This window comes from Pseudomonas sp. LBUM1661 (genome assembly GCF_059695925.1).
Genome location: NZ_CP166794.1, coordinates 4,407,739 through 4,420,822, shown reverse-complemented (window position 1 = coordinate 4,420,822; position 13,084 = coordinate 4,407,739). Strand labels below are relative to the sequence as shown.

General features: G+C 61.2%; 13 protein-coding genes. 1 reads left to right on the top strand and 12 read right to left on the bottom strand.

Translation table 11 applies throughout. From position 1 onward, the window contains the following. Nucleotides 1–846 precede the first annotated feature (846 nt). The 5 genes from ACA057_RS20295 to ribBA form a co-directional block, all read right to left on the bottom strand. Nucleotides 847–2,001: an ABC transporter ATP-binding protein gene (locus ACA057_RS20295; protein WP_497341747.1), complete on the bottom strand. Its 1,155-nt coding sequence runs from the start codon at nt 1,999–2,001 to the stop codon at nt 847–849. A gap of 17 nt (nt 2,002–2,018) precedes the next feature. Next, nucleotides 2,019–2,828 carry an ABC transporter permease gene (locus tag ACA057_RS20290; RefSeq protein WP_056740508.1) on the bottom strand — a complete coding sequence of 270 codons (810 nt, stop codon included), beginning with the start codon at nt 2,826–2,828 and terminating at the stop codon, nt 2,019–2,021. 6 nt (nt 2,829–2,834) lie between these two features. Continuing rightward, nucleotides 2,835–3,776: an ABC transporter permease gene (locus ACA057_RS20285; RefSeq protein WP_497341745.1), complete on the bottom strand. Its 942-nt coding sequence runs from the start codon at nt 3,774–3,776 to the stop codon at nt 2,835–2,837. Further along, nucleotides 3,761–4,786, bottom strand: a complete 1,026-nt coding sequence (locus tag ACA057_RS20280; protein WP_497341743.1) for an ABC transporter substrate-binding protein — start codon at nt 4,784–4,786, stop codon at nt 3,761–3,763. The genes ACA057_RS20285 and ACA057_RS20280 overlap by 16 nt, the downstream gene beginning before the upstream one ends. A 393-nt stretch (nt 4,787–5,179) precedes the next feature. After that, a complete protein-coding gene (ribBA, locus tag ACA057_RS20275) occupies nt 5,180–6,289 on the bottom strand; it encodes a bifunctional 3,4-dihydroxy-2-butanone-4-phosphate synthase/GTP cyclohydrolase II (RefSeq protein WP_497341741.1) in 1,110 nt (369 codons plus the stop codon). A gap of 71 nt (nt 6,290–6,360) precedes the next feature. On the opposite strand from ribBA, the gene ACA057_RS20270 reads away from it, so the two are divergent. Beyond that, entirely contained in the window at nt 6,361–6,657 is a 297-nt protein-coding gene (locus ACA057_RS20270; protein WP_497341739.1) for a DUF1330 domain-containing protein, read from the top strand. 186 nt (nt 6,658–6,843) lie between these two features. Here the strand turns inward: ACA057_RS20270 and ACA057_RS20265 are convergent, their stop codons facing one another. The 7 genes from ACA057_RS20265 to ACA057_RS20235 form a co-directional block, all read right to left on the bottom strand. Next, a complete protein-coding gene (locus tag ACA057_RS20265) occupies nt 6,844–7,407 on the bottom strand; it encodes an NUDIX hydrolase (protein ID WP_497341737.1) in 564 nt (187 codons plus the stop codon). A gap of 2 nt (nt 7,408–7,409) precedes the next feature. Next, nucleotides 7,410–8,162, bottom strand: coding sequence for a GntR family transcriptional regulator (locus ACA057_RS20260; protein WP_059404763.1), 753 nt, complete (start codon nt 8,160–8,162; stop codon nt 7,410–7,412). 88 nt (nt 8,163–8,250) lie between these two features. Then, nucleotides 8,251–8,640, bottom strand: a complete 390-nt coding sequence (locus tag ACA057_RS20255) for a carboxymuconolactone decarboxylase family protein (protein WP_497341735.1) — start codon at nt 8,638–8,640, stop codon at nt 8,251–8,253. Further along, on the bottom strand, nt 8,637–10,112 hold the full coding sequence (locus ACA057_RS20250; RefSeq protein ID WP_497341733.1) for an NAD-dependent succinate-semialdehyde dehydrogenase: 1,476 nt from the start codon (nt 10,110–10,112) through the stop codon (nt 8,637–8,639). Before ACA057_RS20250 ends, ACA057_RS20255 begins: the two co-directional genes overlap by 4 nt. Before the next feature lie 152 nt (nt 10,113–10,264). Next, the gene (locus ACA057_RS20245; RefSeq protein ID WP_059404760.1) at nt 10,265–10,750 is read right to left on the bottom strand and encodes a flavin reductase family protein; all 486 of its coding nucleotides are present in this window, start codon (nt 10,748–10,750) and stop codon (nt 10,265–10,267) included. A gap of 12 nt (nt 10,751–10,762) precedes the next feature. Beyond that, on the bottom strand, nt 10,763–12,244 hold the full coding sequence (locus ACA057_RS20240; protein WP_497341731.1) for an aldehyde dehydrogenase: 1,482 nt from the start codon (nt 12,242–12,244) through the stop codon (nt 10,763–10,765). Further along, nucleotides 12,241–13,074 carry an alpha/beta fold hydrolase gene (locus ACA057_RS20235; protein WP_497341729.1) on the bottom strand — a complete coding sequence of 278 codons (834 nt, stop codon included), beginning with the start codon at nt 13,072–13,074 and terminating at the stop codon, nt 12,241–12,243. The genes ACA057_RS20240 and ACA057_RS20235 overlap by 4 nt, the downstream gene beginning before the upstream one ends. Nucleotides 13,075–13,084: the final 10 nt, after the last annotated feature.

Here is a 13,084-nt window from a genome sequence, read left to right as displayed (position 1 = left end):
GAGGCGGCCTTCGGGCCGACCTGGTTCTTGCGGATGTCTGCGTTCTGCCTGTGTATGAGCAAGGCTTGCCCGCGAAGGCGGCCAATCTCCCACAGATGTACCCCCAATCAAAAATTGTGGGAGCTGGCTTGCCTGCGATGGCGGCCCGATAGCCGACCAATCTCCCACAGATGTACCCCGATCAAACTGTGGGAGCGAGCCTGCTCGCGATGGCGGCCTGATAGCCGACTAATCTCCCACAGATGTACCCCGATCAAACTGTGGGAGCGAGCCTGCTCGCGATGGCGGCCTGATAGCCGACCAATCACTTTCAGGTGTACATATCCATTTCTGCGGAAACGGCGGCTATGGGTTCCGCCCTTACGGCGGGTCACTTGGAAGAGCCCCAAGTAACCAAGGGCTCTTGCCCCTTTCGTTCGGTGCCTCGCCAAGGCTCGGCATGCCCTCGCTCCGGTCCTGCTCCGTGGGCCCGCCGCCATCGGCCATCCATGGCCGGGGGCGGCTAACCCGGCATCCCTGCCGGGTTGCCCACTGCGCAGAACCTCCACTCGGCCTTACGAGGGGGCGGTGAATCAACATCAAAAGCACGGCGGCCTGCAGGCCGGCCTGATTGGGGGATACGCATTCCCCTGGAGCGAGCTTGCTCGCGAAGAACGTCAATGATGGCGCGTTTCAACAGGATGAACACGGTGCCTGTGGGTCCATCGCGTTCAAGCTCGCTGCTACAGGGGAATGCTGTAAGAGCGAAACCAATAGCCGCCACAACCCACCAATAAAAAAGGCCGCCGCAACCCGACGTTGCGGCGACCATAGGGTGACACGGTTAAAAGCAGGCCCACCCGAGGATCAATGCGCGCCGGCAGCCTTGTTCAAATCACTTTCCGCCCATTGCGTGTACACACAAGCATCAGCCGTCGCCCAGCGCACCTGCACCGGATCTCCCGCCTTGAGTGGCATGCCCGCGGCGGACAACGCCTTGACAGTCATCGACGTCCCCCCCGAAGTCACCACACTGCAGGTCTGGCTTTCCCCCAGAAACAGCACCTCGACGACCTTCGCCGAAACCTCATTCCAACCCGCCGCCAGCGGTTCCTGGATCGCTTGCTTGACACTCAATGCCTGAGCTTTTTCCGGACGAACCATGAGCAGCACATCCTGATCGATCTGCAATCCGGTCGTCAGTCGAATCGACAGCGACTGCCCCTCAAACAACGCCACCGCATTCCCCTGAGCCTTGAGCTTGAGGAAGTTCGAGTTACCCAGAAACGACGCCACAAATGCATTCGGCGGATTCTGGTACAGGTCAAAACCGCTCCCCAAACCCACGATCTTGCCATGACTGAAAATCGCAATGCGTTGCGACAACCGCATGGCTTCTTCCTGATCGTGGGTCACGTAGACAATCGTGATCCCCAGGCGCCGATGCAACTGGCGCAGTTCGTCCTGCAAGTCTTCACGCAGTTTTTTATCGAGCGCACCCAGCGGTTCATCCATCAGCAAAATGCGCGGCTCATACACCAGCGCCCGGGCAATGGCGACACGCTGCTGCTGACCACCGGACAGTTGCGAAGGGCGGCGATGGGCGAACTGTTCCAGCTGCACCAGTTTGAGCATGGCATCGACCCGGCGCTCGCGTTCGGCGCTGGCCAGTTTGCGAATGGCCAACGGGAACGCGATGTTGTCGCGCACCGACAGGTGCGGGAACAGCGAATAACGCTGGAACACCATGCCGATGTCGCGCTTGTGCGGCGGCACGTTGACCAGTGACTGGCCGTTGACCAGGATCTCACCGCTGCTCGGGGTTTCAAAACCGGCGAGCATCGACAACGTCGTACTTTTGCCCGAGCCACTGGAGCCGAGGAAGGTGAGGAATTCACCGTCCTTGATGTCCAGCGAAATGTTGTCCACGGCGGCAAAGTCACCGTAGTGCTTGTTCAGGTTGCGCAGGCTTACCAGGGGTTGGTCATTTTGCTGCGCGGAATCTTTGATCACTGCACTCATGTCGTACTCCTGGGCGCTCAGGCGCTGATTTCATTGCGCCGGCGAAGGGCGGCGGCGATCACCATGACCAATACCGAGAGGCCGATCAGCAGCGTCGAGGCGACGGCGATCACAGGCGTCAGGTCCTGGCGCAGGGTGGTCCACATTTTCACGGGAAGGGTTTGCAGGGTCGGGCTGGCCATCATCACGCTCAGCACCACTTCATCCCAGGACACCAGGAACGCAAACAGCGCGCCGGCCACCATGCCCGGACGAATCGCCGGGAAGGTCACCTTGAACACCGCTTGCAGACGCGACGCGCCACAGATCACCGCGGCATCTTCAATCGACTGATCGAACAGCTTCAGCGAGTTGATGATCGAGATGATGGTGAACGGCAGCGCCACGATCACGTGGCTGACCACGAACGCGAACATGGTCCCGGTGTAGCCGAGTTTGAGAAACAGCGCGTAGACCGCCACTGCAATGATCACCAGCGGCACGATCATCGGCAGGGTGAACAGGCCGTAGAGCATTTCCCGGCCCGGGAAGCGTCCGCGCACCAGCGCAAAAGCGGTCGGCAAACCCAGTGCCACGGCGAAGAAGGTGGTCAACACCGCGACCTTGAGGCTGGCCACGGCGGCGTTCATCCAGTCGGCGTTGGAGAAAAACTGGCCGTACCATTTCAGCGTCCAGCCCGGTGGCGGGAACACCAGCCACTGGGAGGAACCGAAGGACAGCAGCACGATGAACACGATCGGCAACAGCAGGAACAGCGCGATCAGCCCGGTTGTGAAGTACAAGCCGAAACGCATGCGTCGGCTCATCGCATTGGGGGTCAGGAGCATGACGGCTTACCTCGCGTTGCTGGCGCCAACCGGGGATTCCGGCTGAAGCTTCAGGTAGAAGTAGAACAACACCAGCGTGATCACGATCAGCAACGCGGCGCCGGCGCTGGCCAGGCCCCAGTTGAGGAACGATTGCACCTGCTGGATGATGAACTCGGGCAGCATCATGTTCTGTGCACCGCCCAGCAACGCTGGCGTGACGTAGTACCCCAGCGACATCACGAACACCATCAGGCCACCGGAGAACAACCCCGGCCGGCACAGCGGCAGGAACACCCGGAAGAAGTTGGTCCAGGGACTCGCGCCGCAGATCGAACCGGCCTGCAGGATCATCGGGTCGATGGCCTGCATGGTCGCCTGCAACGGCAGCACGATGAACGGGATCATGATGTAGCTCATGCCGATCACCACGCCGGTCAGGTTATGCACCATCTCCAGCGGCTGATCGATGATGCCCATCGCCATCAAGGCCTTGTTGATCACCCCGGAGGCTTGCAGCAATACCAACCAGGAATAGGTGCGGGCGAGGAGGCTGGTCCACATCGACAGCAGCACGATGTTGAGGATCCAGCGGCCCCAGCCTTTGGGCACCAGGGTGATCGCCCAGGCCAGTGGAAAGCCCAGCAGCAAGCTGAACAGGGTCACCAACCCGGCCACCGAAAAGGTGTTCAACAACACGCGGGCATACGCCGAGTTGGCGAACAGCTGCTCGTAGTTGCCCAGCCCCGGCACCGGTTCCAGCACGCCGCGCAGCAGCAGCCCGATCAACGGCGCGAGAAAGAACAGGCCGAGGAACAGCAGGGCGGGCAGCAGGTTACTCGCGCCACGCCAGCGCTGCGTCAGGGAAGGGGTTTGCGTCATCACGGCCGCCTTGGCGGGAACCGCTCCGGCCACGCCAGCGGCGCTACCGGGCGGAGTGCTTACCGTCATTTTCATTTGACCAGCCATTCGTTCCACCGTGTCGCGATGGCCGGACCGTTCTTGGCCCAGTACGCGAAATCAAGAGTGATCTGATCCTTAGCGTAGGCAGTCGGCAGGTTAGGGGCCAGCACCGAATCCAGGCGTGCCACGCTGTCGACGTTGACCGGCGCATAGGCCGTCAGGTTGGAGAAGTCGGCCTGTCCTTTGGCGCTGCTGGCGTGGGCCAAAAACTTCATGGCTGCGTCCTTGTTTTTCGAGCCTTTTGGAATGACCAGGATGTCGGCCATCACCAGGTTCTGTTTCCAGCTCACACCCACCGGTGCGCCGTCTTCTTGCAGGGCGTGAATCCGGCCATTCCAGAACTGACCCATGCTCGCTTCACCCGAGGCCAGCAACTGTTGCGACTGCGCACCGCCGCCCCACCAGACGATGTCTTTCTTGATGGTGTCGAGTTTCTTGAAGGCGCGATCCAGGTCCAGCGGATAGAGCTTGTCTGCCGCTACGCCGTCGGCCAGCAGGGCCAGTTCGAGCACGCCTGGGCTTGGCCATTTATAGAGGGCGCGTTTGCCGGGGAAGGTTTTGGTGTCGAACAGGGCCGACCAGTCCTGAGGCTTGCTGGCGCCGAGCTTGCCTTCGTTGTAGCCGAGGACGAAGGAGAAGAAGAACGAACCAACACCGTGATCGGAGACAAACCGGGGGTCGATTTTGTCGCGCTGGATCACTTTGAAATCGAGGGGTTCGAGCAGGCCTTCGGAGGCGGCGCGCAAGGCAAAGTCGGCTTCGACGTCGACCACGTCCCACTGCACATTGCCGCTCTCGACCATGGCTTTGAGTTTGCCGTAGTCGGTAGGGCCATCCTGGACCACGGTGATGCCGCTGGCCTTGCTGAACGGGTCGGCCCAGGCCTGCTTCTGTGCATCCTGGGTGCTGCCGCCCCAACTGACGAAGTTGACGCTTTCGGCCGCCATTGCCACGTGACTGGCCGTGGCCAGTAAGCCTGCGAACAGTACTGCGGTTGCACGTTTGTTCAACACCATTTTCACGCCCTCATTTGTTGTGTTTTTGAGCGGGCTTGGTAATGCCCGCCTATCGGGAGCAGTAGGTCCATCTGGCCTCTAAAGGCGACCGTGCCAAGGGCTGTTATTGGTGCTTTCCCTGGCGGGCGCACTTGGCTGAATCGTCCGGTCTATGGAATATCATATTATGGTATTCCAAACTTTGTGCAAGCACTTTGCCTTACCGGCTATCAGCCAAAAGAGAGGTTTTTTGGCTGTTGAGGCTTGCTCTGGCCGGTCCGGCAACGAAACCATTGTGGGAGCGGGCTTGCCCGCGATGACGGCGGCACATCCAGAATCGATGTATCAGTGAGACCGCTATCGCGGGCAAGCCCGCTCCCACAGGAATTGCGCAACACCCAAGATGTTTGCGCATCATTGGGTGAAGGGAATGCTCTCCACCACTTCAAGGTCGTAACCGGTCAACCCTGCATATTTCAACGGCGGGCCCAGATGCCGCAGCTTGCCAACGCCGAGGTTTTGCAGAATCTGCGCGCCGGTGCCGACTTCCGAATAAATCCGCGACTGGGAGCGGCTGAATTGCCGTGGCGCTTGGGTCAATTGCGGCACCCGTTCCAGCAACGCTTGCGAAGATTCGTGATTGGCCAGCACCACCACCACGCCGCGACCTTCCTGGGCTACCCGCTGCAATGCAGCCCACAATGTCCAGTTGGTTGGGCCGCTGTATTCGGCGCCGACCAGATCGCGCAGCGGATCGATCACATGCACGCGCACCAGCGTCGCTTCCTCGCGGCGCAAGTCACCCATGACCATTGCCATGTGGACACCGCCTTCGATGCGATCCTCAAAGGTGATCAGACGAAAGGTGCCATGCACGGTCGGCAGTTCGCGTTCGCCGATACGCACCACGGTGTGTTCGGTGCTGAGGCGGTAGTGGATCAGGTCGGCGATGGTGCCAATCTTGATCCCGTGTTTGCGCGCGAACACTTCCAGGTCCGGACGGCGGGCCATGGTGCCGTCATCGTTCATCACTTCGACGATCACCGACGCCGGGGTGAAGCCGGCCAGGCGCGCCAGGTCGCAGCCGGCTTCGGTGTGGCCGGCGCGGGTCAATACGCCGCCTTCCTTGGCGCGCAGGGGGAAGATGTGGCCAGGTTGCACCAGGTCGGCGGGCCCGGCATCGACGGCAACGGCCGCTGCAACCGTACGAGCCCGGTCGGCGGCGGAGATGCCGGTGGTCACGCCGACAGCGGCCTCGATGGACACGGTAAACGCGGTGCTGAACACGCTGCCGTTGCTCGGTACCATTTGTTCCAGGCCGAGGCGTTGGCAGTGGTCGTCGGTCAAGGTCAGACAGATCAGGCCACGGGCTTCCCGGGCCATGAAGCTGATGGCCTCGGCCGTGCAGCAGTCGGCGGCGAGCAACAGGTCGCCTTCGTTTTCCCGATCTTCGTCGTCGACCAGAAGCACCATCTTGCCTTGCCGATAGTCGTCGATTATTTCTTCGATGCTGTTGAAGGCCATGTCAGGATTCTCAGTGTTGGGTGGAAATATTTTGTGGTATACCATAATACAAAATAAACCGAGAGGTCACTATGAAGGCGTACTGGATTGCTCATGTAGATGTCACCGACCCCGATCAATACAGCCAATACACCCAGCGGGCGCCGGTGGCGTTCGCGTTGTACGGCGGGCGGATATTGGCCCGGGGCGGGCGCAGCGAAGCACTGGAAGGCGGGCCTACGCCACAACGCAACGTGGTGATTGAGTTTGATTCCTACGAGAAGGCGCTGGCCTGCTACCACTCGGAGGAGTATCAGAAGGCGAAGGGACACCGCGAGGGAGTGGCTCGGGCGCAGATCATCATCGTCGAGGGTGTGGCGCCGGTGTGAGTCGGGGGCGGTCCAATTGTGGGAACTGGCTGTGCCTGTGATGGCGGCCTGATAGCCGACCAATCGCTTGCAGATGTACACAGTCAAAATGTGGGATACCGGCGAGAGAGTGGTTGGCTGTCAGGTCGCCTTCGCGGGCAAGCCACGCTCCTGCAAGGGATTGGGTGTACGCGCGCTTTTTACCACTCACCGAATAAAGTGAATCTTCCCGGTATCGTCGTTGCCAATGTAAATCCCATAAACCCCAGCCTGCCGCTCCTCGATATACCGCTCAAGGATCTGCCGAATCGCCGGGTAGTAAATGCTCTCCCAAGGAATTTCCTCAGGGGCGAAGAATTTATAGTCGAGCGTCTCCGGCCCAAACTGACCGGTAATCTCCAGCGCAATGGCGCGAAAGATGATGTACACCTCGCTAATCTTCGGCACGCTGAAAATCGAATACGGCGAGAGAATTTCCCCTCGCACGCCACTCTCTTCCCACACTTCACGCAACGCTGCCTGCTCGGTGGTCTCACCAGCTTCCATAAAGCCCGCCGGCAACGTCCAGGTGCCAGGACGCGGCGGGATCGCGCGCTGACACAGCAAATACTTGCCGTCCTGCTCAATGATGCAGCCGGCAATGATCTTCGGATTGATGTAATGGATATAACCGCAACCACTGCACATCAGGCGCTCGTGCGTATCGCCCGGCGGTAGCTGGTGACTGAGGTCACTGCCGCCACACTTCGGACAAAAGCTCGGGCTGAACATGTTCAGCGGCCTATGCGCGGTTCTTTAAGCGCGATCGGCAGGGTGATCTGCGGGATCGCCCCGGTCTCTTCTTGCTTGCGCTTGAGGTATTCCAGGGCGACGGCCGCAGCGGCGCGCACGTGGTTGACGCAGGCCTGGTGGGCGGCGAGGGGATCGCCGCTCTTGATCGCTTCAACGATCAATTCCATTTCCTGATTACTCGCGCCGCGACGGTTTTCCTGGGACACCGACGTTGCGCGCAAGTAGCTGATTCGCGCCTGCAACTGGCGCAATTGCAGCGCCGCCACATGGTTGCCGGAACCTTCGAGCAGCACGTCATAAAACCCCTGGACCGAGTCGATGACTTGTTGCAACTCGCCATCCTTCAGGGCCTTGCGGTTGTCCTCGAGGGCTTTTTCCAGGGCCTTGATGTCCTTGGCCTTGGCGCGCAGGGTGAACAACTGCACGATCAAGCCTTCGAGCACGCAACGCAGCTCATAGATATCGACGGCATCGGCCAGGGTAATGATGGCAACCCGTGGCCCCTTGGCGTCGGCGAATTCCACCAGGCCTTCGGATTCCAGGTGACGCAAGGCTTCACGGACCGACGTGCGGCTGACGCCCAGGCGATCGCACAGATCGCGTTCGACCAGACGGTCTCCCGGCAGAAGCTGGAAGTTCATGATGGCGCTTCGCAGTTTATCCAGCACGATTTCGCGCAGGGTAACGGGGTTGCGATTGACCTTGAAGCTGTCGTCGAGTGGCAGGCGTTTCATGGGGTCCGCTCTGAATGTGGCTGTCCATGCAAAAAGAGCACGTGGATCGCAAGCATCTTCGTGCTCGGTCAGATCAAACAGCCAAGGGTTAACTGGAGGCCTCGGCATCGGCTTCGGCGAACGCTTCACGGGCGAGCCGGAAACTGTCTACGGCAGCGGGGACACCGCAATAAATACCGACCTGAAGCAGAATTTCGCGTATTTGTTCACGACTCAGTCCGTTACGCAAGGCACCACGCACATGCAGCTTGAGTTCGTGCGGCCGGTTGAGGGCCGAAATCATGGCCAAGTTTATCATGCTGCGTTCTTTAAGCGACAAACCCTCACGGCCCCACACGTGGCCCCAGCAGTACTCGGTGACCATCTCTTGCAGCGGTCGGCTGAAGTCGTCGGCGTTTTCCATCGAGCGATTCACGTAGGCTTCGCCCAGCACCTGGGTGCGGATTTTCAGCCCCTGTTCATACTTTTCGTTGCTCATCGCTGCGTGCTCCCGAAGTCGTCGAGCCCACCCATCAGGGTGTATTTGAGTTCCAGGTAATCGTCGATGCCGTACTTGGAGCCTTCGCGGCCCAGGCCGGAGGATTTGATCCCGCCAAACGGTGCGACTTCGGTGGAGATCAACCCTTCGTTGATCCCGACCATGCCGTATTCCAACGCCTCGCTCATGCGCCAGGCGCGGCCCAGGTCGCGGGTGTAGCAATAAGCGGCTAGACCGAATTCAGTGTCGTTGGCCATCTGCACCGCCTCGGCTTCGGTGTCGAAGCGGAACACGGCGGCCAGAGGACCGAAGGTTTCTTCCTGGGCGACCTTCATTGCAGACGTCACGCCGGCCAATACCGTTGGCTGGAAAAAACCATGGCCGAGGGCATGGCGTTCACCGCCGCAGAGCAGTTGTGCGCCGTGGGCGAGTGCGTCTTGCACATGGTCTTCAACCTTGGCGACGGCGCGTTCGTTGATCAGCGGACCCTGATTGATACCCGCTTCGAAACCACTGCCGACCTTCAATTGCGCCACCCGTTCTGCCAGGCGCGCGACGAAAGCGTCGTGAATGCCACCCTGCACCAGGAAGCGATTGACGCAGACGCAGGTCTGCCCGGCGTTGCGGAATTTGGCGATCAACGCGCCTTCCACGGCCCGCTCAATATCAGCATCGTCGAAGACGATAAACGGCGCATTGCCGCCCAGCTCCAGCGAGACTTTTTTCAGCGTTGGCGCGCACTGGGCCATCAGCAATTTGCCGATGGCCGTGGAGCCGGTGAACGACAACTTGCGCACCAATGGGCTGGCGGTCAGCTCGGCGCCGATGGCCACGGCGTCGCCGGTGATCACGTTGAAAATGCCCGGTGGAATCCCGGCCTGTTCCGCCAGCGCGGCCATCGCCAGTGCCGAAAACGGCGTTTCCGGCGCCGGTTTGACGATGCACGGGCAGCCCGCAGCAAGCGCAGGGCCTGCCTTGCGGGTGATCATCGCCGCCGGGAAATTCCATGGGGTGATGGCCGCGACGACGCCGATCGGCTCCTTGCTGACCACGATGCGCGCATCGCCTTTATGGCTGGGAATGGTGTCGCCGTAGATGCGTTTGGCTTCTTCGGCGAACCACTCGATGAAGCTCGCGGCATAGAGGATTTCGCCCTTGGCTTCGGCCAGTGGCTTGCCTTGTTCGAGGGTGAGGATTTCTGCCAGTGCATCGGCCTGCTCCAGCATCAGCGCGTGCCAACGCTTGAGCGTATTGCTGCGTTCCTTGGCGGTCAATGCACGCCACGCCGGCCAGGCGTTACTGGCGGCTTCGATAGCCTGGCGGGCTTCGGAGGCGCCAAGGTTCGGCACCCGGCCAATCAGCTCACCAGTGGCGGGATTGAAGATGTCCTGACTGGCGCCGTCCGGCGCCTCCAGCCACTGGCCATAGATATAGGCCTGCTGACGGAACAGTTGCGAGGCTGAAGGGCTCATGCCGGCTCCTGGGAATAGAAAAAATTTGCGCCGAATGCTGTGCCTGTGGGAGCGGGCTTGCTCGCGAATGCGGACTGACATTCACAATCAATGTCGACTGACCCACCGCTTTCGCGAGCAAGCCCGCTCCCACAGGATTTTGTGCACGACTATCAGGCCAGGACGGGCAGGGGGCCCAGCTTGCCTTTGTGGTAAATCATCGGGTTCACCGGTTGCTCGGGCAGAATCAGGTTCTTCACCGCGCCGACGATGATCGCGTGGTCGCCGCCGTCATATTCGCGCCACAGTTCGCACTCGATGATCGCCGTGGCTTTTCTCAGCAACGGGTTGCCCAGTTCGCTCAAGTGCCAGTCGATACCGTTGGCCTTGTCCTTGCCTTTGCCGGCGAACGCATAGGCTTCAGCGGTCTGGTCGGCGGACAGCAGATGAATCGCAAACTGTTTGCTGTCACGCAGGATCGGGTAAGTGTCAGAGGCGTAGTTGGGGCAGAACAGCACCAGTGCCGGATCAATCGACAGCGCACTGAAGGCGCTGGCGGTGATGCCGACGATGCCGCCGTCCGGGTCCAGGGTGGTCACCACCGTGACCCCGGACGGGAACGAGCTCATGACGTCTTTGTAAATGCCGGGTTCAATCATTTCGAAAATCTCCTAGCGCATCACGAAGGGGTCAGGCATCGGTGCCTGTGAGAGGTTGATCCACACCGTTTTCAGCTCGGTGTAGGCCAGCACCGAATCGATGCCGCTCTCGCGTCCATAGCCGCTGTTCTTGAAGCCGCCGATCGGCGCCATGGCCGATACGGCGCGGTAGGTGTTGACCCAGATGATCCCCGAACGCACGTCCCGCGCCAGGCGATGCGCCCGTCCCAGATCACGGGTCCAGATGCCGGCGGCGAGGCCGAACTGTGAGTCGTTGGCGATCGCCAGGGCTTCAGCTTCGTCCTTGAAACGAATGACCGAGGCCACCGGGCCGAAGACTTCTTCCTGCATGATCTTCATCGAGTTGCGGTCGCATTCGAACAAGGTCGGCTCGTAGAACCAGCCATCACCCAGATTCTGTGGGCGCTTGCCGCCCAGGCGCAGGCGCGCGCCTTCGGCGATGGCGTCGGCGACCAGGCTTTCGACGACCGCCAGTTGCTGCGCGGTGGCCATCGGTCCCATTTCGCTGCTGTCTTCCTGCGGGTTGCCGATGCGGATGCGTTTGGCGCGTTCGACCAAGCGATCGACGAACTCATCGTAGATCTCGTCCTGCACCAGCAACCGCGAGCCGGAGACACAGCTCTGCCCGGACGCCGCATAGATCCCGGCGATAGCGCCGTTGATCGCGCTGTCGAGGTCGGCGTCGGCGAAAATGATGTTCGGTGATTTGCCGCCGAGTTCCAGCGACAGCTTGGCGAAGTTTTCCGCGCTGCTGCGCACCACATGCCGCGCCGTCGCCGCACCGCCGGTGAAGGCAATCTTGCGGATCAGCGGATGGCGGGTGAGGGCCGCGCCGGTGCTTGGGCCGTAACCGGTGACGACGTTGACCACGCCTGGCGGGATGCCGGCTTCGAGGGCCAGGCGCGCCAGCTCGAGAATGGTCGCGGAGGCGTGTTCCGACGGCTTGATGACGATGGTGTTGCCTGCCGCCAGTGCCGGGGCCAGTTTGATTGCCGTCAGGTACAGCGGGCTGTTCCAGGGAATGATCGCCGCGACCACGCCCATGGCTTCATGCACGGTGTAGGCAAACAGGTCCGGCTTGTCGAGGGGCAGGGTGCCGCCTTCGAGCTTGTCGGCCAGGCCTGCGGTGTAGTGGAAGAACTCCGGCAGATAGCTGACCTGGCCACGGGTTTCGCGAATCAGCTTGCCGTTGTCGCGGCTTTCCAGTTGCGCCAGGTGTTCTTTGTTTTCGGCGATCAAATCGCCCAGGCGCCGCAGCAATTTGCCCCGGGCGGTGGCTGTGAGGCCGCGCCAGGTCGGGCTGTCGAAGGCGGTCTGTGCCGCCTGCACGGCGCGCTCGACGTCAGCTTCATCGGCGTCGGGCAGTTCCGCCCAGGCTTCGGCCAAGGCCGGGTTCAGGCTTTGAAAAGTCTTGCCGGAGAGGGCATCGACCCATTCACCGCCGATGCACATCTGGAAGCGTGCGAGTGTCATGCAACGATCCCCTTAATCTGGTTTTGTCGGGCGTTTGCCGTGTCGAGAAACTCCAGCAACAGCTGGTTGACCAGGCGCGGCGATTCTACGGGCATCATATGCCTCTGCTCGGCGAGCACGGCGACTGTCGCGCCGGGAATTCGCTCGGCCAATTGCTGGGCCATTTCCGGCGTCGAGCCCGGGTCGAGCTCACCGGTGGCGACCAGCGTCGGCACCTGAATGTTGCCCAGATCGTCGGCGCGGTACATGTCCTGGGTGGCGAACAGCTCGTAAGTGGTCAGGTAACCCTGCGGGTCATTACCGGCCAAGGTCTGGCGCAGGGCAGCAATCTGCGCCGGGTTGGCAGCCTGGTATTCGCGGCTGAACCAGCGTGACAGTGCGGCTTCGGCGTTGGCATCCGGGCCGTGCTCGGCGGCCTGGGCGGTGCGGGCGATGACGCCGGCACGCTGTTCGGCGCTGCGATTGAATACGCTGTTGAGCACCACCAGACCTTGCAGGCGTTGCGGGTAATGCAAGGCAAACGCCCTGGCGACCAGGCCGCCCATGGAAAAACCGATCACCGTGGCCTGCGGCAGTTGCAAGTGGTCGAGCAATTCCAGCAATTGATCGGCATATCCGAGCAGGGGCGTGCCACTTTCCGGGCGCGGGCTGGCGCCATGGCCGAGCATGTCGTAGGCAATCACGCGGTATTGGGTGGCCAGGCCAACGACCTGACCGCCCCACATTTCTTTGTTCAGGCCCACGCCGTGGATCAAGACCACGGGCTGGCCTTGGCCGGTCGCCAGATAACTGGTGCCAGCCGGGGTGCGTTCAGCGGTGAGCCGAATCATGGAGCGCTCC